Origin of the sequence: Rhizobium sp. 1399 (assembly GCF_031455475.1) — a bacterium.
GTDB lineage: Bacteria > Pseudomonadota > Alphaproteobacteria > Rhizobiales > Rhizobiaceae > Rhizobium.
Genome location: NZ_JAVDSU010000028.1, coordinates 1 through 20,295 on the forward strand (window position 1 = coordinate 1; position 20,295 = coordinate 20,295).

Below are 20,295 nucleotides of genomic sequence, written 5' to 3' on the forward strand. Positions count from 1 at the left end.
TGCTTTGTTCAACGGTGTTAATTACCCGCATCCGCCTCCAGGCGGCGGGGAAGTTGTGTCTCCACCTCTTGTAAACGAACATAAGAGGAGTAGTCATATGACGAAGCATCCAATTGAGGTTATCACGTCCGTAGAGCGCCGTCGTCGCTGGTCACGCGAAGACAAAGAGCGCCTCGTCGCGGCCTGCTTTGAGACGGACGCGGTTATCTCTGAGATTGCTCGCGCGGCCGGTATCCATGTCAGCCAGTTGTTCCGTTGGCGCAAGGAGCTGTGCCGGATCGAGGAGCCGAAGACCGAGACGGCAACCACGTTGGTGCCGGTGATCGTGTCCGAGACCGCGCCAGCAGTCTCTCCGGTTCAACCGGAACCGCCCACCACATCCCATGCTCGTCGGAAGCGTAGCGATGTAACGATTGAGCTGGGTCGGGGCAGACGCGTACGCGTGGATAGTGATATCGACACGGAAGCGCTTGGCCGCATTCTTGATTGTGTGCTGGGTCGTCGATGATCCCGGTCCCTGCTGGTGTAAAGGTCTGGCTGGCGACAGGCCATACGGACATGCGAAAGGGTTTTCCGGGTCTGTCGTTGATGGTGCAGGAGGCGCTGAAGCGTGACCCGATGTGTGGGCACCTGTTCGTATTCCGCGGCCGCGGTGGCGGCCTGATCAAGGTGATCTGGCATGACGGCCAGGGAGCCTGTTTGTTTACGAAGAAGCTGGAGCGCGGACGCTTCATCTGGCCATCAGCAGCCGATGGCACGGTGGTGATCACGCCTGCGCAGCTCGGTTACCTGCTGGAGGGTATCGACTGGCGGATGCCGCAAAGGACCTGGCGGCCAACATCTGCCGGATGAGCAAAAACACTGGAATGACAGGGTCGAATATGATTCCATCCTGTCATGAGCAATGCGACCGAAGAGCTTCCGGACGACCTTACCAGTGCGCTTGCACTGCTGGCCCAGGAACGCGCTCGACGTGTTGCCGCTGAAGCAGAAGCAGCGACCGCCAAGGCTGAAGCCGCCAGTGCAAAGGCACTCGTATCGCATTCCGAGGCGCTGATCGCTCGGCTGAAGCTGGAGATCGACAAGGTTCGCCGTGAACTCTACGGCAGCCGGTCCGAGCGTAAGGCGCGGCTCCTTGAGCAGATGGAGCTGCAGCTCGAGGAGCTAGAAGCAAACGCCGGTGAAGATGAACTGGCCGCGGAGATCGCAGCCACAATCTCAGCCGTCAAAGTCTTCGAGCGCAAGCGTCCTTCACGCAAGCCCTTTCCCGAACACCTGCCGCGTGAGCGCGTCATCATCGCTGCTCCCACGAATTGCGCCTGCTGCGGATCGACCAAACTGTCGAAGCTTGGTGAGGACATTACCGAGACCCTGGAGGTCGTCCCGCGTCAGTGGAAAGTCATCCAGACGGTGCGGGAGAAGTTCACCTGCCGCGAGTGTGAGAAGATTACGCAGCCACCTGCACCCTTCCATGTGACGCCCCGCGGTTTTGTAGGGCCGAACCTGCTGGCGATGATCCTGTTTGAGAAGTTCGCCCAGCACCAGCCGCTCAATCGCCAAAGCGAACGCTATGCCCGCGAGGGCGTCGACCTCAGCTTATCGACATTGGCCGACCAGGTCGGAGCATGCGCCGCGGCGTTGAAGCCTATCCATTCACTGATCGAAGCGCACGTTCTGGCCGCCGAGCGACTTCATGGCGACGACACGACAGTGCCGATCCTGGCGAGGGGAAAGACCGATACCGGTCGCATATGGACCTATGTCCGGGATGACCGACCATTCGGCGGGCTCTCACCGCCGGCCGCGCTGTATTACGCATCGCGGGACCGGCGACAGGAGCATCCGGAACGCCATCTGAAGACCTTCACCGGCATTCTGCAGGCGGATGCCTATGGCGGCTATAATCCGCTGTTCAAGGTTGATCGCGATCCAAATCCGCTAAGGCAGGCGTTTTGCTGGTCACATTCGAGACGTAAGTTCTTCGTGCTCGCCGACATCGCGGCGAATGCCAAGCGTGGAAAGAACGCTGCGCCGATCTCGCCCATGGCGCTGGAAGCCGTCAAACGGATCGACGCCCTGTTCGATATCGAGCGGGATATAAACGGGCTTGCCGCCGGTCAACGCCTGGAGCGACGCCGCAGAGACAGCCTGCCGCTCGTCGACGATCTGCAGGCTTGGCTTCAAACCGAGCGTGCAAAACTGTCGCGCAGTTCTCCGGTCGCAGAGGCGATCGACTACATGCTCAAGCGTTGGGATGGCTTCACGTCATTCCTGGACGACGGCAGGATTTGCCTGACCAACAATGCCGCCGAGCGAGCGCTGCGAGGCTTCGCACTGGGCAGGAAATCATGGCTATTCGCCGGATCGGATCGTGGCGCTGACCGCGCCGCCTTCATGGCTACGCTGATCATGACGGCAAAGCTCAACGACATCGATCCGCAGGCGTGGCTTGCCGACATCCTCGCCCGCATAGCCGACACTCCGATCATCAGGTTGGAGCAATTGCTTCCATGGAACTGGACACCGCCGACCATCGACGCTCAAGCGGCGTGACCAGCGGCCTTCACCGTATGCTTACGTTGCCCCCGCCGCTCACCGCGTTGGAGGGAAGGTCACATGGCTCAATTCTCAATGGAAATTATGCGCCTAACCGGCTCAGTTCTGCGTGGAAACCAACAATCAAGAAGGCCGAACGGATCTTTGCCGACGAAACGACCTTGCCCACACTTGCACCTGGTTCCGGATCAGCGAAGACGGCATGGCTATGGGCGTATGCCAGGGATGACCGGACTTTTGGGGGCAGCGGTCCACCGATGGTAGCCTATCGCTTCGAGGACAGTCGAGCCACCGAGTGTGTCGCACGACACCTGAGCGGCTATCGTGGAATCCTGCAGGTCGACGGATATGCCGCTTATAACAAGCTCGTCCGGAAAGATGGAGGCAATGACAGCGCCATCCTGGCCGGCTGTTGGTCGCACAGCCGGAGAAAGTTCTACGAGTTGCATGTCGCAAAGAGCTCGAAGGTCGCTACAGACACCGTCGAGCGTATGGCGAGGTTATGGGAGATCGAGGAGCGTGTGCGCGGCCAAAGCCCTGAAGCTCATGTCGCTGCACGCCAGGAGATCTCCGCAGCGATCGTCCGTGACCTCTTCACTCTCTGGCAGGCGACCCTGCCACGGGTCTCTGGAAAATCCAAACTCGCCGAAGCTCTGCGGTATGCCATCTCGCGTCGAGACATCTTCGAGCGCTTCCTGACCGACGGCCGCATCGAACTCGACTCCAACATAGTCGAGCGAGCAATCAGACCCCAAGCGATCACGAGAAAAAATAGTCTATTCGCTGGAAGCGACGGTGGCGGCCGGACTTGGGCGACCATCGCGACGCTCCTGCAAACGGCAAAGATGAATGCAGTCGATCCGCAAGCTTGGTTGACCCAGACGCTTGAGCGCCTTGCGAATGGATGGCCCAGCAGTGAAATCGACGCGCTCATGCCATGGAACTACGCCGCCTGAACGGCCCCGGCTTGTCGCTTACCGACACTCCGATCATCAGGTTGAAGCAATTGCTTCCATGGAACTGGACACCGCCGACCATCGACGCTCAAGCGGCGTGACCAGCGGCCTTCACCGTATGCTTACCTGATTTCAATCCTATTGAAAAAGCCTTCTCCAAGCTCAAGGCCGTCCTGCGCGCGAAAGCAGAACGCACTGTCGAAGCACTCTGGGACACCGTCGGCGAGATCGTCGCGCTCTTCAAACCCCAAGAATGCGCCAATTACTTCAAGGCATGCGGTTATGACCCCGAGTAAAATGGACGCGCTCTAGTCCATTGCTATTGCTGTTAGTCACAAGGAAGAGACGCTCAATTAGTGCTTCTTGGTGGCTTGGAACTGCGTGTTGTAGAAATCTTTCAATAGCGTCCCTAACACTTGGGATGAAAAGTTTTTCCGTGCACGCGATTTCGCCTCGTCTCCAAGCTTTCGAAGTAAAGCAGGCCTCGAATTCATCTGACTTATCAGGTCCCCAATCTCTTGAACATTTCCCGGGGAGAAAAGAAGACCCGTTTCGCCATCAGAGATGGAGTCAACCAGACCTTTGATGCGGGACCCGATAGACGGGACACCCAAGGCAGCTGCGTCGATCACGACAGAACCGAAACCTTCCCGGTAGCTCGGCACACATAGGAGATCACTTATATTAAGATATTCCTCGTGATTGTTCACTCGATCAAGCTCGATCACTCCGCGGAAAAGTTCTGGCTTTTCAAACTTCAGCTTTGAAAGCTCGCCGTTGCTCTCGTCGGGTCCTATAAACAGGAGCTTCAACTGAGGCGACGACCGTTGCGCATTCGCAAATCCTTCAAGCATATCGAAGGCACCTTTGTCGCGAGTTTTACGCGCAATATATGCGACGACAAAGTCGCCTTGCGAAATTGCCAAGCCTTCACGAGTAATCGCTGATTGGCGCCGAATTCGCTCAGGGTCGAAGCGTTCCAGATCGGCGCCGACCAACGCACCCTGCCCCAAGACTGGGAGAGGTTTTCCCTTTAGAGTTATGCCCTCCTCGTATAAGTGTCGAGATTGAGACGGGCTGTCTGTTAGGCAAATGGTATTGAGCCATATTACCAATTTATCCAGCGTCTTCAAAATCGTACGTCGAACCCCCTTCTGAGTATCCCAGACTTGCCCGGTAAACGTATGCATACGCACAGGCACCCCGGCAAGGGATCCGGCGATAGCTGTGAGTAAACCAGATTTTGGCATTATCGAATGCGCTATATCTGGCTTTAGCCTCCTACACAGAATAAAAAGACGCATAAGTGCTACCGCATCGATAAGGAGGCCGCCTCTTCGTGCTATTTTAAAATCGAACCATGAAACCTTCGGAAAATCATGCGCATATTGTGACACCTCATTGCCCGCAACTGTTATATCGAACTCTTGAGACAGATCCTTGAGTGGCCTGCCGAGGTGCCACGGTACGCATTCAGCAGTGGTCACCACTCGAAGAACTTTGAGTCGTCTTAGGTTATGCGCGGCGTTCAATACGAGATTCCCGGTAATGTCGCACTAGATCAGCAACGCCCTCTGACATGCTGAGAGGATGGCGATAATCAAGTTCATCCTCGATTCGCTTTGTGGAGTAGCGCACGAAAGACGTCAACGCGTCAACGCGAGAAGGGGTGAGGGGCCAGCCGGGCAATTTCCCAAGAAGTACTGTAGCTCCCCGGATGACCCTTTCCGGAATTCGTCGCCGCGGTATAGGGGCTCCGAGTGCGGAGGCCATTAATGTTACAAATTCCTCGATGTTGCAGTAGTCCGATAAAACGAATGTCTTACCGCTTGCCCGCGAGTGTGTTGCACATAGCAGCAATGCGTGCACTACGTTTTCGACGTGTATGTAGTTTGCCGAGGCACCAGGTCTACCTATAAAAAAGAACATACCCCTTTCAATCATCCTCAGCATCGCGAACAGAGATTGATTCGGCATCCCCGCACCGTAAACGATCGATGGTCGTAAGATGACCGACGAGAATGCGCCATTCGCGCTCGCCGCAGCCACGAGGTTGTCAGAAGCCAGTTTAGAAGTTTCATAACGTCCAACAGGTTGCGGAGTCTGGTCTTCCGAGATCATTCCAGCACGGGGGAAGCCATATGCTCCGGTACTGCTTAACTGGACCCATTTCTGTATTTCTCCGGAGGCCGCATTGACCAAACGGGCAGTGCCATTGATGTGAAGATCCTCCATCAATTCCGTGCGCGATATTTCTCCCGCACAGTGATAGAGTACGTCTACACCGGCTACAAAATCCTTGAGAGACGACTTGCTGGTGAGGTCTCCCTGAAAAAGGCGCGCACCACGTAGCCGCAGATCGTCTGAGCCCTGCTTTCGCGTCAAGATGCGCGTCTCGTGCCCTTTTGCGAGAAGCTTCTCAACCAGTCTCCCGCCAATGAAGCCCGTTCCTCCAGTTACGGCTACACGCATCAATACCGTCCAATCAAAAACAGGAACCTCATAATGAACGTATCAAGCCTCATTTGACGTGTCACAGGTGGGCAAATTGACAGTTGCAAGCGGGTGCTAAAAGATGTTGTTCCACCAACGACGGTTTCCAACATTTTTCGATCTGCAACACTTAGCTTATCGCCATAGCAGGCTAGGAAGGCCTTTGCCTGCCGAGAAAGCAAGTGTACGCCACCAGTTCGTTTTGTGAATCGTCCCCATCGCCGCTGAAGATCATCAAGAAATCCATTTGGTGCGCCTATAGTGTTGCTACCGTGTTGCCGATACTTAATCGACGGCTCCGGGTCGTAAATGACTTTGCCGAAAGCAGCGCAAAACATATACATCCACCAATCATGCATGATGAAATCATGCGGGTGGCGTTGAAGCATCTCTTCCTTTGCTCGGGCCGTGATCGCGACGCTGCATCCCGTCGCTACATTCTCCACAACCGCATTTCTCAGAGATAAGAGGCGAGGACGTCTCGAAAGTGCTATGCGCCGCAGGTCTCTATCAACATATTCAAGCCTGGTGCAATATAGACCAATTCCATTGTGAAGACCGCTTAATGCGTCAACTGCTCGCTCGATCTTGTCGCGATACCAGACATCATCTTGGTCGGCGAGCATATAGCAGTCGAAGTCCGCTTCGACTCGTTGCATCAAATCAAAAAAACTTCTTGCGGGTCCTAAGCGTTCTTTTGATGGCAACAACACAATCTCCAGCTTACTGGAGTACGATTGGATCAACTGAAGTGTACAGTCCGTCGAGCCGTCATCGCGTGCATAAATAACGAAATCCTTGAACGTTTGTTCGTAAAGGCTGTCAAAAAATTCGGCGATGAATTCTGCGCCATTGTAAGTGGCCAGTAATATTGCAACTCGCGCTCCACTAACCGATGACATCGCTATTCCTTTCCTTGACCACCACTTCGAGTAGCATCCATAGCATTATAAGGAACGAGAAAATGAACATCCCGGTTAAGCTATAAAAAACTGGATTTGTATGGACTTGCAGAATGTAGGAGACAAATCCAGAAAGTAGGGCCGGCGCGACTGGATGCGTCGGTATGAGGCACCATACTCTGTAAGCTACGAACAACATGAAAAGCAGATAGAGCCCGAAACCAACCGCGCCCAACTTCATTAAGAGAGCGAACGGCACCATTTCATAAAGAAATGGGCGGTCCTGGTGCCGAACGAGATCCTTCGCATAGGCGCCATATCCGTATCCAAAAATCGGCCTTTCGCGCCACATTTCAAACAGCTTCTCCGCTTGTTTGAACCTATCAGAGGCGCCTTCATCATTGACTACATTGTCGGCCGTCGAATCAAGCTTGTCGCTTTCGGTATCGAAGACCGAGAGGCTAAATCTTGCAGAAAGACTGCTAGGCTCGCCTGTCAGCGAACTGACAGCCATCGCAATGCCAACAGCTAAAATCAGCGCCGCGCCCGAGACGAGCAGAGGCTGGAAAACAAGAATGCGAGATATTTGCCGTCCACGCAAAGACCGAATTAAAGCGACTGTTAAGAGTAACATCCCAACGACAACTGCCAACCAGATTCCTCTGGTGTAAGAAACGATGATACCAAGGCCAAGCAGTGTCTGGACACCTACAAGCCAGGCACGCTTGCGTATGAATGCGGGCGCTAAAAAGAACGTGGCAACAAACCAGTACGTGCTGATCCAAACGACGCGGATATACCAAATACCGTTATTCCACTGCCGAAGAATGTTAACTCCCTCGTTCGTCCCAAAGACTGAACGCTCGAATTCGAGAATCGTGTCGTTCGTAACTGGGAATACAAGAAGATAGAGCCACACAAGAAAGTGAGCCGCCGCCAATGCGCCAGACATCCAGATGGCAAGTCTGGCCCACCCATATAGAAGAGACAAGTGGTCGCGAATTGCAACAAAAGCAACGATAAGGACCAGCGGCACCAACAGCGACTGGGCATCGACAAAGGGCAAAAAAAGTGGAGTGTCTGATTTTCTGAATAGTGGATAAAAGACCCAGAACGCGTTTATCGCTACAAAGAACAGAGGCACGAGGAGGATCGGGTAGCTTCTTACAAACTGAACCGATTTTGATACACCAGTCCTCCACAATTCAAAGCACGATACTCCGAGGAGGACCAGAAGCAGAACATGCCTCTCGCCTCTTGCGATAATTCCCAAAGGCCCGCCGAAGATTGAGCTAAAAGTCAATAAGACCAACAAAACCGCTATAACTTGTGTAACGATGCCGATCTGCCGAGATATCAGCATAGTATCAATTCCGCAAAACTTTTGCTTTCAATAATTTCGATAAGCGGAAGTAAAATATCTCTATTTTCTCTGGCTAGATAAACGACCAAGGTGTATTTGGGATCGCTATACATCAAAGCGAAGACCGCAATCATACTTTCTCCGACAATCAATCGGCCAGTGAAGGTTGAAAGCGATTTCTCGAGCGCGATATTAGCGCCCATGATACTTTCGCAGTCGACGGAAGAAATCACGCGTTTGTTGACGTTTGAATGGGCAACGAAAAGGGAGCGCTTGCCACTCAGCGGAAGTCGATCCAAAACGCGTTGGATCGGTGGAGACTCTATCACGACATCGTCGAACCGTTCGAAATCAACTGCTTGCCGACGGATGTCAGCGAGAGTTTCGATATTTGCAACTGGCTCCGTCTGAAATCTGACTAGCCATCGGCCTAGGCGCGAAGGATATTGGAACGTATAGTAAGTCGTACCGGGTTCGAATTTTTCCGGTTCAACATTTCTCGGAACCTCCCGGAAAGTATCAAGCCCGTCGTCGATCAAACTAACGCGTGAGCAAAGCCGCGAAAGCCAAATTAGGCTTCGGCCAAACTTGTAGTGCGGCACACAGATTTCCACTTTCCCGGCAAGCCGACAACGGAGGATCAGAAACAGACAACTAAGGCGCCTCGTGAACGGAATGCACATTACGTTGAGTTCAAGTAAATCAGCGATGTCGCATCTGTCCGGTGAGTACAGTACAAAGGTTGTGCGAGCGCTCTCGTCGCGCTTCACCAATGCCTTTGCAACTGCAACGGTGACTTGGTTCGCGCAAACGACGATTCTCATTGTTGCCCGCGGCATCTGCTTCTTTCTTTTCTGAAGTCACGTTCGATCAAGCACGCAAGGTGGATTTTTGGGGCATCTATCCAATATTCACTCCGATTCATCGGATTTCGACCGAAACGGGGTTGGAATCTGCCGCGTGAATCAGAGCCTGCCCCGTTGAAAGCACCACAAAGTTACATTTGCCTTTGCAGAATTCCTCCACTGCCTTCTTCGCACCCGGCCAACGCAGCGATCCATAGTCGTCGCAGATAATTATTCCTCCAGGGACCATGCGCGGAAAGAAGTACTCCAGCGATTTCAACGTCGGCTCATATAGATCGACATCAACGTGAACAAACTTGTATTTGGTGTCATTTTCTTTCGGGAAGGCGTCAGGGATCCAGCCCTTATTGAATCGGATTTCGCCGAATTCCTTGAGATTATCTCTAACGCGATCTTCGGTAGCTGCGAAGTCGCCCTTCTTGCCGCCTTGGGTGCCGAGCAGAGGACGAAGCGATGGATCGATGATGCTGTCTTCGGAGCCTAGATCGCTCAAGCCTTCGAACGAGTCGTAGATTTCGTGTGTTTCGCCTCGGAACGAATTGTTCGAAACCTGCTCATACTTGCAGATAAGATACGAAGAAAGACCGTTCCAACAGCCGCATTCTGCGCTGCGACCGTCAAGTTGGCGTACGCTATTGTAGAATTGGACGAGGTTGAAGAATCTAGCCTTCCGCTTGTGGCCTCCGTCCGGAGTGGAAGTGAGCTTCAAACCGGCTCGATAAAGAGGGTTGAAAAATTCATCGTTCTCAAAAACTAGGAAGTCTTTGTACTGCCCTTTCGCGCTGCGGGTAATTTGAAACCCTGCTAATTCGAACGTATTTCGTATAAGAGTTTTAGCTATTCCCACCGCGTCTCTCCTTTTTTACCTTTGCTGGCACACCTACCGAAATCGAGTAAGGAGGCAAGTCTTTTGTGACTACAGATCCCGCTCCGACTACGCAACCATCACCGATCGTAGTCCCGTCTAGAACGCGTACTCCAGTACCAAGCCAGACATCGTCGCCGATCGTTATTCCCTGGAGTGATAGCCCCTGAAGGGTGATAGGGCTCTCGGGATCGCTAAAAATGTGATTTGCTGGAATGATAACGCAGTGAGCGGCTATCCTTACATAATTGCCGATCTTCGTTCCGCCATGGCCATAGATCACGGTGTAAGGATTTGCAGAAAGGTGCGATCCGCAATGGATAGTCCCGCCCCGCCCGGTTTGCATAACTGCTCCGATTCCGAGGATCGAATAAGAGCCGATATGAATGCTCGAGGCTGCATCCGAACATTCCAGTACTACTCCCTGTTCGAAAACACAGTGAGCTCCTATATGGATATTACGTCTGTTCCCACGAAATGTTGTTTTGAGCGATATGCGGGTAAAGGTACCGACGCTACCGACGCCAAAGTAAACGCGCTGCAAATATGCGACGGCCCTGTGGATCCTAAGAGCGGTCAAAGCCTTAATCAGGTGTCTTTTCATTAGACCTTCCCCAACTCATCAGAAGCGTCATGACGTTAAGGACCGGAAACGCCGTTACGCCAATCGCTAGTCCAACGGTTCCATAGGCGTGAAAAAGTACGAATTTCAGAGCTATAGAAACTATAAAATTCGATATGCCAACGACCGATGGGAATAGTGTGTTGCCTATCGCATAATATAGAGAAGTAGTGAGACGACCCACACTCACGGCAGCAACGTAAATCAAAAGAATTGCTATGATTAGCGTTAGCGCTTTCGATTGTTCAGAATTCAACTTTAGCGCAAAGATTACTACGCGCGTAATGAAGCCATCAAACAGTAACGCAACTAATGCTAATATGAGTAGAGATAGCGTTATGGCTGACCCTTCAATACGCAAAAGCCGGAAGATGCCGGATTTTCGATCCTGTTTCAAATGTCGAGTAATTCTCGTGATTGCCGGGATGCAAACGCTCTGGTCAATTAGGGTCACGAGGGGGGTAACAAGTGTTTGCGCCAGTACAAACGTTGTTAATCCCCCAGCTGGAGATAAACCAGCGAAGAATCGGTCGATCACAGGTGACAGCTTGAAAATCGACCCAGAAAATATAAGGGGACGCATCATCATCCAGGTCTCTCGATGCGCCACCGCACGTGCCACAGATAATCTTGGCCAGCGCAAGAAAAAGGACTGTGCGATCAGCACAAGAACCGATCGGGCTAAAGTCAGCGCGATCGCGCCGAATATTCCGTATGCCGGAAGTACAATAAGTGATCCCAGCAGCGCGCCAATAAGGCCGCACAGTGTGATCGACTCATTATGAATATATCTCTCTCTCGAGCGCATGATTACGCTTAACAGTGCCGAATGAGTTGTAGTTGCCGAAGTTAACAGAAGAAGCCAAGTGTATTCGGTCACATTCGAATGTTGAGACGAAGAGAAAGCCGGGTAAAGGTAAGGGATCCAGAGATCAACGGTTGCACCAACCACTGCGAATACAATAGCGTTCAAGATCGCTGACTGCCCTTGAGCCGCGGCGAGTTCAGCCCCCCACTCATTAGACCCCGGATCGATGGTGGCTAGTCGTGGGAGCCAAACGCTTTGCAACGCGGTCGTAAGGATCGCGGTTACGGCTATTGGCACTGCTTGTGATGCGAGATACGCATCAGTCTCTGATCCAACGCCGACAATACGCACTAGAAGCAGTTGAAAGATTACCTGGCATAGCAGTTGGGCCGACACGATAACGGCGACCGAAACGCGCGTCATCATCTTCAGTCTGCATCTCTCATACGACGCCTGCTTGCAGCAATTGCCGCATATTGATTGCCCCTGCCAACGATCCATCGTTATGAATTACAGGCAACGCTGAGACCTTACTTTTCTCCATCACATCAACTGCCGCCACCGCCAACTCATCAACTCTAATCGTTACAAAATCGGCATTCATAACTTCTGCAATCGAAGTTCGCTTTATATCAACATCGCGGTCTAGACACCGTCGCAGGTCGCCATCAGTAAAAACTCCGATCGGTGCGCCATCGCGATCCGTCACGATTAAAAATCCCATGCCGCCGCGGGACATAACCAAAAGCGCATCTTTGATTATCAGATCGGCCTTCGTGGTTGGAGCTGCGCCTTTAGGGACCATTACATCTTGAACCCCAACCAATAGGCGCCGGCCGAGGGCTCCGTGTGGATGTGTCTGCGCAAAATCAGTGGCACTAAAGTGCGCTGCCTGCAGAAGACATATTGCTAACGCATCCCCAAGAGCCAGCGTGAGCGTGGTGCTGGCAGTGGGAGCTAACCCGTGAGGGCAAGCTTCTTTTGGCACCGCGGTATCAATGGTCACGTCCGAGTGCTCGGCAAGCGGGGAGAGAGAATCCCCTGTCATTGCTATGATTTTTATACCATTGCGCTTGAAGTATGGAATAAGCCGCAGAAGCTCATCGCTCTTGCCAGATTGCGAGATGGCGATCACAATATCGGCGGAAGTAATCATGCCTAGGTCGCCATGCCCTGCTTCCGCTGGATGGACAAAGAATGACGGGGTGCCCGTGCTCGCGAATGTCGCCGCGATCTTATGACCCACGTGACCCGATTTACCCATTCCCATGACAATCGCTCGGCCACCCTGGCCAACGATTTCTCGAATCAAATCAACGGCCAACACAAACGCTTCGCCGATCGCTTCACGACCGGCGCGCAATGCCTCAATCTCGATATCCAATACCGCCTGCGCGTTTTGGAGATGCGATATGGGTCCGATCACTTCCAACCCGGTTGTCAAGAGCGCTGCTTGCAAAACGTCATTCGGTCGCGTTCCGCAAACCATTCGTCTGCGAAATCCGAGTTTCGATATTCGTTAAAGTACGGGCCACCGATCGTCCAATGAACGTTCTTCACGTCAGCTGGCGGTTCGTCGTACTCACCTACCAGCCAATTCCATCGAACGTTCAATTCGCCGATCTCATCATCTTGCAGCCAAGTGAATCGATGCAAATCGAGCGCTGTCGCCGTGTTCACAAATTCGGCCGTTACGCCGCGATTTGAGGGATGAGCGCAGTTCCACAGTACGACAGACGACCAGTTCTTACGAGGATAAGCATACTGCACGGTATTAAGATACTTTATGCCTTCGCGCGGCTGATAATCGTGCTGTACGACATATAGCGCTTTATCTGGCTGCTCTTCAACCGCCTTGAAGATCTCAGCAATATCCGTTCGCAGCATCTGATCACAGTCAAAGAAAATCCCGTAACCTTCGAAGTTGCAAAGAAACGGTACCAGAAACCGTGTGAACGAAAAGTCGTTTGACTGCTTGGGATCTCGCTCACGATAATATATCGATTTTAAATTTTGGAGGTTCACCGGAATGAAAGCTACAGGCCGGCTGCTCTTTGAAAGTATGGAATGCGCCATTGTATGCCATGCGACACTCTCAACGGGATCATATCCAATGAAAACCTTTATAACATCTTGATGCATCAAACTGTCCTATCCTTCGAACCATCAAAAGCCAATGCCGCGGAATCCTTCGCAGAGACGATGGGAGCACCCTGCAGCGGCCAATCTATTCCCAGGGTTGGATCGTCCCAGCGAATGGAACACTCATGCTCAGGTGAGTAGTATTCAGTTGTCTTGTAGAGAAACTCAGCAGACTCGGTCAAGGTAAGAAAACCATGGGCAAAGCCGGCCGGAATCCAAAATTGCAGTTTATTATCCTCACTCAGCACTTGGCCAACCCATTTCCCGCGTGTCGGAGACCCTAAACGAACATCCACAGCAACATCAAAAACTGCCCCTCGGACCACCCTCACCAATTTTCCTTGCTCCTTCGGCTGAGCTTGGAAATGAAGTCCGCGCAGAACATTTCTTATGCTCTTAGAGTGGTTATCTTGAACGAACGTCACCGAAAGCCCGGTTGCTCGACAAAAATCGCTTTGATTGAAACTCTCATAGAAAAAACCACGATCATCAGTATATGTCCGTGGCTCTATCACAAGCACATCCGGTATCGCCGTTTTCTTTACATGCATTAGAAAACCCTTTCTTGAAGGATTTTCAAAATATACTGTCCATACCCGCTCTTTTTAAGGGGTTCCGCTAGCGACTCGAGCTGCTCGTCGCTAATCCAGCCGGCCCGATATGCGACTTCTTCGGGGCAAGCAATTTTAAGGCCTTGCCGCTTCTCAATTGTTGATATGTAAAGCGAAGCTTCCAGCAGTGAGTCATGAGTACCGGTGTCGAGCCATGCATAGCCTCTGCCCATAATCTCAACCATGAGCTCGTTCTTTGCAAGGTACTGATTGTTAAGGTCAGTGATTTCCAATTCGCCACGGGCAGAGGCCTTTATGCCAGCTGCCATCTCGCAAACTTGGTTGTCGTAAAAATAGAGACCGGTAACGGCATAATTTGATTTCGGAGTGATTGGTTTTTCTTCGATCGAGATCGCATTTTTCATTCGGTCGAATTCGACCACTCCATACCTGTGCGCATCTGTGACATGATACGCAAACACCGTTGCTCCGTTCGTTCTTTTTGCTGCATTTTGGAGCAAGTTTTGAAAATGGTGCCCATAAAAAATGTTATCGCCGAGAACTAAGGCGCTAGGGTTGCTCCCGACGAACGATCTTCCAAGAATGAATGCCTGTGCGAGCCCATCTGGGCTTGGCTGGACGCAGTACGAAAGGCTCAAGCCCCATCGATCACCGTCACCTAACAGCGACTGGAAGCGAGGAGTGTCTTCCGGCGTTGATATTACCAAGATCTCCCTTATGCCTGCCAACATGAGCGTTGTAAGCGGGTAGTAGATCATTGGTTTATCGTAAACTGGTATCAGCTGCTTGGAGACGGCCAACGTCGCAGGGTGCAGCCGAGTTCCAGAGCCTCCTGCGAGAATAATGCCCTTCCGTTCAGTGGCCGCCATCGAGAATCTCCTTCAAAAAGAGATCTACATGATGCTTCCACAGGGGCAGCGTCAGTCCGAAAGTTTTGCTGATTTTCGAAGTATCGAGCCTGGAGTTGCGTGGTCGAGGCGCCGCAGTCGGATATTCGTTCGATGACACTGCAATTATCCTATCTGGGGCAAGGCGGTAGTGCCTACTGGTCTCGAGGGCAGCTTGGACAACGTAGCAGGCGTACTCGTGCCAATTGGTTTGCCCCTGTGATGTTAAATGATATATGCCGTCTTTGACCGATTGTGGATCTCTGAATGCCTGCAAGAGCGCTCGCGAAGTGATATTCGCGATAAGCTCGGCGGAAGTGGGGGCGCCGATCTGATCTGAGACAACTCTTAATTCGCTTTTCTCCGCCGCAAGCTGCAGAATCCTCTTCGCAAAGTTGGATCCATGAATGCCGAAAACCCAACTCGTGCGGAAAATCAAATGTCTAGATCCAATATGCTGTATATTTTCTTCGCCCAACAGCTTAGTTCTGCCGTACACCGATTGAGGAAAGGCTGGCGTGGTTTCCTTATAATATCCATCCGCTGTGCCATCAAAGACATAGTCGGTTGAGTAGTGTATCATCATGGCTCCGCATTTTGCGGCTTCCTCGGCCAAAATTCCGGGCGCAATCGCATTGATAACCGTGGCGCGCTCGGAGTCATTTTCTGCTGCGTCGACCGCAGTATAAGCTGCTGCGTTAACCACCACATCCGGTTTGACATCGCGCACGACAGCCCTAATCGACGCCTCATCTTCAAGATCGCAGGCGGCGCGATCGAATGAATAAAGCGTTCCCAGAGGTGCAAGGGCTTTTTGCAGCTCGGAACCAACTTGGCCGTTTTTTCCGGTAAGTAGGATTCGCATCTATTCGACCCCGTAATGGGACCTCATCCAGTTCTGATAGTTGCCGGTTGTCACATTGATAATCCACGTCTGATTATCCAGATACCAGCGAATCGTAGACCTTAAGCCAGAAGCAAATGTCTCGGTTGGAGTCCAGCCAAGTTCTTGTTCGATCTTATGTGCGTTGATTGCGTAACGGCGATCATGGCCAGGCCGATCCGCGACAAATTCGATCTGCCGCTCGTAAGAATGGCCATCAGTTCGAGGACGTAAGTCATCCAGGATTTTGCACACCTCTCCGACGACCTGAAGATTTGTTTTCTCCTCGTTACCGCCAATGTTATAGGTCGCTCCCGCAGCTCCTCCTGTCAATACGGCCCGAATCGCGGAACAATGGTCCGCCACATGCAGCCAATCGCGAATTTGCTTTCCATCGCCGTAGATCGGAAGGGGTTCGTTTGATAGTGCGCGGTGAACGCAAAGTGGAATCAGCTTTTCCGGAAACTGAAATGGTCCATAGTTATTAGAGCAGTTGGTTGTTATAACAGGCAGACCGTATGTGTGAAAGTAAGCGCGTGCGAAATGGTCAGAGGCAGCTTTGCTAGCCGAGTACGGGCTATTTGGTTCATATCGGTTGGTCTCAGCGAATGCAGGCGCTTCTGCCGTAAGTGACCCGTAAACTTCATCAGTGGATATGTGCAGAAACCTGAACGCCTCTTTTTCGCTTATTGGAAGATTCGTCCAGTATGCTTTAGTGGCTTCAAGAAGATTGAACGTTCCCACCACATTCGTCAAAACGAAGTCGGAGGGGTTTTTTATTGACCGATCAACGTGAGATTCAGCAGCAAAGTTAACAATCGCGCGAGGCTTATGTTTCGCAAGTAGCTCAGGAACTAAACTCGCATCGCCGATATCACCTCTAACAAAAATATAATCGGGATTCTTGCTTACCGTCGCGAGGTTGTCCAGATTGCCTGCATAGGTTAATTTGTCGAGGTTTATGAGAGGCTCACTAGTCTCCGTCAGCCAGCTTAATACGAAATTGCTGCCTATAAATCCTGCGCCGCCTGTAACAAGTATTGTCATTCGGTTCCGGGGCCTACGTCGCTCATACCACAAGTTGCTTGTCGTTTTGGCGACTAGGGCATACCGACGTTTGATAGATCCGTCAAACGAGATTTGATTTGGTAAGTGTGAGTTGCAAAATGCGGGCCTCAAGCGAGCAAGGGGAGTGCAAAACTGGGGACCTCAGAAATGTTAAGCAAGCCAGCGGGTTAGCGGGTTCCAGAAGCGCCTATAAACCCTCTCCCCCAACTACCTTCAAATAGGTCGGGTGAGGTGCCCTTAGGGGCCATATGTTCTTGAGATTGGCGATAATGAAGCGGATTCCTCGACTGCAAAGCCTGCCCGCCTGAAGTATGTTCCATGGGGACAACCGTCCCCTCACTGCTTGCGAGGGTTGTTTGGTCTGACTATTTAGAAGGCCTCGCGGCCACTATCGGTATGGAGTAGAGGGACCGAACATGACAAATCTCGCCGACGTTTTAGTGATGATACCTGCGCGCATGGCATCGACCCGCCTTCCGGGTAAACCGCTGGCCGATATCTGCGGTTTGCCGATGGTCGTTCAGGTCGCGAAGCGTGCCAAGGAAGCGGCAATCGGTCGAGTCGTTGTGGCGGTCGACGATCAGCGCGTTTTTGATACGGTAGCAGCCGCAGGCTTCGATGTCGTCATGACACAACAAGGTCACCAATCAGGTTCGGACCGCATTTCCGAAGCATTGATGAAAATTGATCCAGACGGGAGGTTCGGAATTGTTATAAATTTGCAGGGCGACCTTCCGACGATCGATCCCGAAACCGTGCGTGCAGCAATGCAGCCTCTCGAAAACGAGAGAGTCGACATAAGTACGTTGGCCACGGAAATTGACAACGACGACGACAAGATCGCGCCAAGCGTGGTCAAAGTCGTCGGGTCGCCTCTCTCGATTAGCCGCCTGCGCGCACTCTACTTTACGCGCACGAGTGCGCCGTTTGGGACCGGTCCGCTCTACCACCACATCGGACTCTACGGCTATCGCCGTTCAGCACTGGAGCGTTTCGTTTCACTCGGCCCCTCCATTCTTGAGAAACGCGAATCATTGGAACAACTGCGGGCACTAGAGGCTGGGATGCGCATCGATGTCGAGATCGTTGACACAGTTCCACTCGGCGTTGACACTCCCGCCGACCTTGAAAAGGCTCGGCAAATACTTTCCGAACGGACCAAGTAAACAACCGGATTGATCTGGTCGCTGCTTAAGCGAGCGAACCTGCTTCTCGTTCGAAGCGGCTGGGGCATGGGGACCAGCGCTTGACGCTGCGCGTCGTTTAGCTTGGCCCGGCCGCCCGGTGCTTTTGTGTTGATCAACCCGGCGGGGCCGCGTTCGTTGAAGCGCAAGACCCAGTCGCGGACGATCTGCACAGTCACCCCGCCGATCTCCGATGCATATGCCGGGAGCCGCCATCATAAATCGAAGCCAGCGCCAACAGCCGCCGGACCTGGGCGGCTCCTTTGCCTTCTTCGCCAGCCTCCGGAGAGCCGTTCCGTCGTAATCTGCCCGCAACGATATCGCCTTCGTCATGCCAAACCTCCGTTTGGCACAATGAGTCAGAATTCCTCTGATTTGGGAATCGCATCACGAGTCGGCGTCATTGCTCCTTGGTATAACGAACTTCTTTAGAATGGTCGCGGAAATCGGCCGGAACCGTTTGGGCCAAGCTATTGCCTTGTCCGGCGCGCGAGGGGAAAGGCGCCCGAAGGATAGGCGGTGCTGCCTTGCAGCTTATGATCGCTCCTCGTCTAGGTAGTATCGATCATTTAGGGTGTTCCACTGCGCATCGCGACGGTCAGTTCATGACCTGCCTGCTTTTCCGTCCGGACGTGTGGGAGTTGCCGATCGGCGATATTCGACAATTTCTTGGGCGCGAGGAGCAAGCTCGTGGCTGCTATGCTAAACATGAGGAGGGTCGCCACGTGAACGAGCCTCCGCGCCAGTTGCGTAATGCGTCCGTGTATCGCATACTCCGCGAAAAATTTGGAAGCTGCAACCACTATCCAACGTTTGACTTAGCGACACTCTTTGGGAAGATGGGGCTGTAACCAGCGGCATTGAGAGGGCATCGTCGCGTTTGAAACATCCGGCAAAAGGTTGGGGCGATTATTGCTGAATCGGCGAAATCTCATATTAGGAGCGCTGCCGTTTCTCGCGACGGTTTCTGTAGTTGCGCCCCCGGCTCCGTTTTTCTATCCCGGCGCCCTGCTGGCCGACGATTGGGTACCCTCCAAAATCGGTGACGAGCGTTATCTAATCAGGGCTCTCGGCCGGCCTGATAAGATCATAGTTTACCTGCATTCTTGGGAAGGAAACCACAATCAGGTGGCGCTTTACAAATCACTTCTCGGCGCTCGCGATGCGGTATTGGTGTCGCCAAACTTTGGCGGCCGTAACGACAAGCCGTCCGCCATGGGAAGCCTTGAAAGCACAGATCGCATCATGCGAGTCATCTCTGAGGCGCGGCGATGGACGGGCCTGACACGAGTCCAGGTCGTTGGCTTCTCCGGCGGCGGCATGGCGGCGCTTCTGCTCCTAGGGCGGCGGCGCAAAGAAGTCGAAAAGGCATCGCTATGGGTGCCGATATTTGATCTTGCCTCAGTCTTCGATATGACGAGCAATCAGGAACTTCGGACTGACATGCTGCGGGTGCTCGGTGGGCCGCCCGAAGGACCCGACGATCCTCGTTACCTAAACCGCTCCCCGCGCTCATGCATGCATAATTTCGACGGCTTTACGAAAGTTATCGTCAACGTCGGTGGGCTCGATACGGAAGTGCCTAAAAAGAACGGAGAAGACGCTTGCAGTGCTATGATAGCGTGCGCGCCAGACGCTTATGTCAGTCTTGTAGAGTGGCCGCAGATGGGCCATGGATTTGATGCTGCTGAAGCGATTCGGCAACTGGAGAGCGCGTAATCCAGACACGGTTGGCAAGCAACGTTCGGGTTGGAGAAAAACCGATAAGCGGCTTTTGTGTTGGCCCAGTCCGGCAGGCGAAAGGAATGAACCGCCCATACGGTCTCCAAGCTGTCGTAAAAGTTCTGTGCAGCGCCGGCCAAGGCGATGCATCTTTGAAAGACCCCGCGTCTATTTCCTGACTGCTCCAATGGCCGTCACTATCAGCCATTACATCGATGTCGTCGTCCTCGTCCGTCACAACAAACTAGCTACTTGGCGGTCGAGTTTCGACTTATGCCGTGAATTACCCTTCTTCAACATGATCCCGCAGGCAAACGCGACGGCGGAGAACACGAAGAAGAACGATTCGCCGATTGCCAGCCGGTTGTTGGAGTTGGACAGGATCGTTCCAAGGAAGAACAGCGTC

Annotated in this window: 21 protein-coding genes and 2 pseudogenes; 7 read left to right on the plus strand and 16 right to left on the minus strand. The window is 52.7% G+C overall.

Going from position 1 to position 20,295, the window contains the following annotated elements; genetic code table 11:
• Nucleotides 1-97 precede the first annotated feature (97 nt).
• From tnpA to J2X71_RS37850, 5 genes and pseudogenes are all read left to right on the plus strand, one after another.
• Nucleotides 98-508 carry an IS66-like element accessory protein TnpA gene (gene tnpA / locus J2X71_RS37830; protein WP_310390533.1) on the plus strand — a complete coding sequence of 137 codons (411 nt, stop codon included), beginning with the start codon at nucleotides 98-100 and terminating at the stop codon, nucleotides 506-508.
• Nucleotides 505-852, plus strand: coding sequence for an IS66 family insertion sequence element accessory protein TnpB (tnpB, locus tag J2X71_RS37835; protein ID WP_018115354.1), 348 nt, complete (start codon nucleotides 505-507; stop codon nucleotides 850-852). The genes tnpA and tnpB overlap by 4 nt, the downstream gene beginning before the upstream one ends.
• A 45-nt stretch (nucleotides 853-897) precedes the next feature.
• Nucleotides 898-2,553, plus strand: a complete 1,656-nt coding sequence (gene tnpC, locus J2X71_RS37840; protein ID WP_310390534.1) for an IS66 family transposase — start codon at nucleotides 898-900, stop codon at nucleotides 2,551-2,553.
• A gap of 17 nt (nucleotides 2,554-2,570) precedes the next feature.
• Nucleotides 2,571-3,512: an IS66 family transposase gene (gene tnpC / locus J2X71_RS37845; protein ID WP_310390551.1), complete on the plus strand. Its 942-nt coding sequence runs from the start codon at nucleotides 2,571-2,573 to the stop codon at nucleotides 3,510-3,512.
• Nucleotides 3,513-3,637: 125 nt separating this feature from the next.
• Nucleotides 3,638-3,808: pseudogene (locus tag J2X71_RS37850) on the plus strand (IS630 family transposase); the annotation flags it as partial.
• 57 nt (nucleotides 3,809-3,865) lie between these two features.
• Here the strand turns inward: J2X71_RS37850 and J2X71_RS37855 are convergent.
• From J2X71_RS37855 to rfbB, 14 genes are all read right to left on the minus strand, one after another.
• On the minus strand, nucleotides 3,866-5,044 hold the full coding sequence (locus J2X71_RS37855; RefSeq protein ID WP_310390535.1) for a glycosyltransferase: 1,179 nt from the start codon (nucleotides 5,042-5,044) through the stop codon (nucleotides 3,866-3,868).
• A complete protein-coding gene (locus J2X71_RS37860) occupies nucleotides 5,028-5,984 on the minus strand; it encodes an NAD-dependent epimerase/dehydratase family protein (RefSeq protein ID WP_310390536.1) in 957 nt (318 codons plus the stop codon). The genes J2X71_RS37855 and J2X71_RS37860 overlap by 17 nt, the downstream gene beginning before the upstream one ends.
• Nucleotides 5,984-6,907: a glycosyltransferase family 2 protein gene (locus J2X71_RS37865; protein ID WP_310390537.1), complete on the minus strand. Its 924-nt coding sequence runs from the start codon at nucleotides 6,905-6,907 to the stop codon at nucleotides 5,984-5,986. Before J2X71_RS37865 ends, J2X71_RS37860 begins: the two co-directional genes overlap by 1 nt.
• The gene (locus J2X71_RS37870; protein ID WP_310390538.1) at nucleotides 6,894-8,270 is read right to left on the minus strand and encodes an O-antigen ligase family protein; all 1,377 of its coding nucleotides are present in this window, start codon (nucleotides 8,268-8,270) and stop codon (nucleotides 6,894-6,896) included. The genes J2X71_RS37865 and J2X71_RS37870 overlap by 14 nt, the downstream gene beginning before the upstream one ends.
• Nucleotides 8,264-9,094, minus strand: a complete 831-nt coding sequence (locus tag J2X71_RS37875; RefSeq protein WP_310390539.1) for a hypothetical protein — start codon at nucleotides 9,092-9,094, stop codon at nucleotides 8,264-8,266. The genes J2X71_RS37870 and J2X71_RS37875 overlap by 7 nt, the downstream gene beginning before the upstream one ends.
• A 97-nt stretch (nucleotides 9,095-9,191) precedes the next feature.
• Complete coding sequence (locus tag J2X71_RS37880; protein WP_310390540.1) at nucleotides 9,192-9,983, minus strand: TylF/MycF/NovP-related O-methyltransferase; 792 nt, start codon at nucleotides 9,981-9,983, stop codon at nucleotides 9,192-9,194.
• A complete protein-coding gene (locus J2X71_RS37885; protein ID WP_310390541.1) occupies nucleotides 9,970-10,605 on the minus strand; it encodes an acyltransferase in 636 nt (211 codons plus the stop codon). The genes J2X71_RS37880 and J2X71_RS37885 overlap by 14 nt, the downstream gene beginning before the upstream one ends.
• A complete protein-coding gene (locus tag J2X71_RS37890; RefSeq protein WP_310390542.1) occupies nucleotides 10,586-11,857 on the minus strand; it encodes a lipid II flippase MurJ in 1,272 nt (423 codons plus the stop codon). Before J2X71_RS37890 ends, J2X71_RS37885 begins: the two co-directional genes overlap by 20 nt.
• A gap of 16 nt (nucleotides 11,858-11,873) precedes the next feature.
• Complete coding sequence (locus tag J2X71_RS37895; protein WP_310390543.1) at nucleotides 11,874-12,815, minus strand: KpsF/GutQ family sugar-phosphate isomerase; 942 nt, start codon at nucleotides 12,813-12,815, stop codon at nucleotides 11,874-11,876.
• Nucleotides 12,816-12,871: 56 nt separating this feature from the next.
• A complete protein-coding gene (locus tag J2X71_RS37900) occupies nucleotides 12,872-13,573 on the minus strand; it encodes a glycosyltransferase (RefSeq protein WP_310390544.1) in 702 nt (233 codons plus the stop codon).
• Nucleotides 13,573-14,124, minus strand: a complete 552-nt coding sequence (rfbC, locus tag J2X71_RS37905; RefSeq protein WP_310390545.1) for a dTDP-4-dehydrorhamnose 3,5-epimerase — start codon at nucleotides 14,122-14,124, stop codon at nucleotides 13,573-13,575. Before rfbC ends, J2X71_RS37900 begins: the two co-directional genes overlap by 1 nt.
• Nucleotides 14,124-15,014, minus strand: coding sequence for a glucose-1-phosphate thymidylyltransferase RfbA (gene rfbA, locus J2X71_RS37910; RefSeq protein WP_310390546.1), 891 nt, complete (start codon nucleotides 15,012-15,014; stop codon nucleotides 14,124-14,126). The genes rfbC and rfbA overlap by 1 nt, the downstream gene beginning before the upstream one ends.
• On the minus strand, nucleotides 15,001-15,897 hold the full coding sequence (rfbD, locus tag J2X71_RS37915; protein ID WP_310390547.1) for a dTDP-4-dehydrorhamnose reductase: 897 nt from the start codon (nucleotides 15,895-15,897) through the stop codon (nucleotides 15,001-15,003). Before rfbD ends, rfbA begins: the two co-directional genes overlap by 14 nt.
• On the minus strand, nucleotides 15,898-16,962 hold the full coding sequence (gene rfbB, locus J2X71_RS37920; RefSeq protein ID WP_310390548.1) for a dTDP-glucose 4,6-dehydratase: 1,065 nt from the start codon (nucleotides 16,960-16,962) through the stop codon (nucleotides 15,898-15,900). It abuts the gene before it with no gap.
• 437 nt (nucleotides 16,963-17,399) lie between these two features.
• On the opposite strand from rfbB, the gene J2X71_RS37925 reads away from it, so the two are divergent.
• Nucleotides 17,400-18,149, plus strand: coding sequence for a 3-deoxy-manno-octulosonate cytidylyltransferase (locus J2X71_RS37925; protein ID WP_310390549.1), 750 nt, complete (start codon nucleotides 17,400-17,402; stop codon nucleotides 18,147-18,149).
• Between the two features lie 74 nt (nucleotides 18,150-18,223).
• Here the strand turns inward: J2X71_RS37925 and J2X71_RS37930 are convergent.
• Nucleotides 18,224-18,500 (minus strand): annotated as a pseudogene (locus J2X71_RS37930) (transposase); the annotation flags it as partial.
• Between the two features lie 579 nt (nucleotides 18,501-19,079).
• Here J2X71_RS37930 and J2X71_RS37935 point away from each other — a divergent pair.
• Nucleotides 19,080-19,886: a prolyl oligopeptidase family serine peptidase gene (locus J2X71_RS37935; protein ID WP_310390550.1), complete on the plus strand. Its 807-nt coding sequence runs from the start codon at nucleotides 19,080-19,082 to the stop codon at nucleotides 19,884-19,886.
• Here the strand turns inward: J2X71_RS37935 and J2X71_RS38235 are convergent.
• Nucleotides 19,805-20,077: a transposase DNA-binding-containing protein gene (locus tag J2X71_RS38235; protein ID WP_405049806.1), complete on the minus strand. Its 273-nt coding sequence runs from the start codon at nucleotides 20,075-20,077 to the stop codon at nucleotides 19,805-19,807. The two genes, J2X71_RS37935 and J2X71_RS38235, sit on opposite strands and share 82 nt — an antisense overlap.
• Between the last annotated feature and the right edge of the window lie 218 nt (nucleotides 20,078-20,295).

Bases quoted from the DNA above. Each gene is read 5' to 3' on its own strand.
- J2X71_RS37925 (WP_310390549.1), top strand. From the start codon at position 17,400: ATGACAAATCTCGCCGACGTTTTAGTGATGATACCTGCGCGCATGGCA.
- J2X71_RS37900 (WP_310390544.1), bottom strand. From the start codon at position 13,573: ATGCATCAAGATGTTATAAAGGTTTTCATTGGATATGATCCCGTTGAG.
- tnpC (WP_310390551.1), top strand. From the start codon at position 2,571: ATGCTTACGTTGCCCCCGCCGCTCACCGCGTTGGAGGGAAGGTCACAT.
- tnpB (WP_018115354.1), top strand. From the start codon at position 505: ATGATCCCGGTCCCTGCTGGTGTAAAGGTCTGGCTGGCGACAGGCCAT.
- rfbA (WP_310390546.1), bottom strand. From the start codon at position 15,014: ATGGCGGCCACTGAACGGAAGGGCATTATTCTCGCAGGAGGCTCTGGA.
- J2X71_RS37865 (WP_310390537.1), bottom strand. From the start codon at position 6,907: ATGTCATCGGTTAGTGGAGCGCGAGTTGCAATATTACTGGCCACTTAC.
- tnpA (WP_310390533.1), top strand. From the start codon at position 98: ATGACGAAGCATCCAATTGAGGTTATCACGTCCGTAGAGCGCCGTCGT.
- tnpC (WP_310390534.1), top strand. From the start codon at position 898: ATGAGCAATGCGACCGAAGAGCTTCCGGACGACCTTACCAGTGCGCTT.
- J2X71_RS37885 (WP_310390541.1), bottom strand. From the start codon at position 10,605: ATGAAAAGACACCTGATTAAGGCTTTGACCGCTCTTAGGATCCACAGG.
- J2X71_RS37890 (WP_310390542.1), bottom strand. From the start codon at position 11,857: ATGATGACGCGCGTTTCGGTCGCCGTTATCGTGTCGGCCCAACTGCTA.
- rfbB (WP_310390548.1), bottom strand. From the start codon at position 16,962: ATGACAATACTTGTTACAGGCGGCGCAGGATTTATAGGCAGCAATTTC.
- J2X71_RS37870 (WP_310390538.1), bottom strand. From the start codon at position 8,270: ATGCTGATATCTCGGCAGATCGGCATCGTTACACAAGTTATAGCGGTT.
- J2X71_RS37860 (WP_310390536.1), bottom strand. From the start codon at position 5,984: ATGCGTGTAGCCGTAACTGGAGGAACGGGCTTCATTGGCGGGAGACTG.
- rfbC (WP_310390545.1), bottom strand. From the start codon at position 14,124: ATGCATGTAAAGAAAACGGCGATACCGGATGTGCTTGTGATAGAGCCA.
- rfbD (WP_310390547.1), bottom strand. From the start codon at position 15,897: ATGCGAATCCTACTTACCGGAAAAAACGGCCAAGTTGGTTCCGAGCTG.
- J2X71_RS37875 (WP_310390539.1), bottom strand. From the start codon at position 9,094: ATGAGAATCGTCGTTTGCGCGAACCAAGTCACCGTTGCAGTTGCAAAG.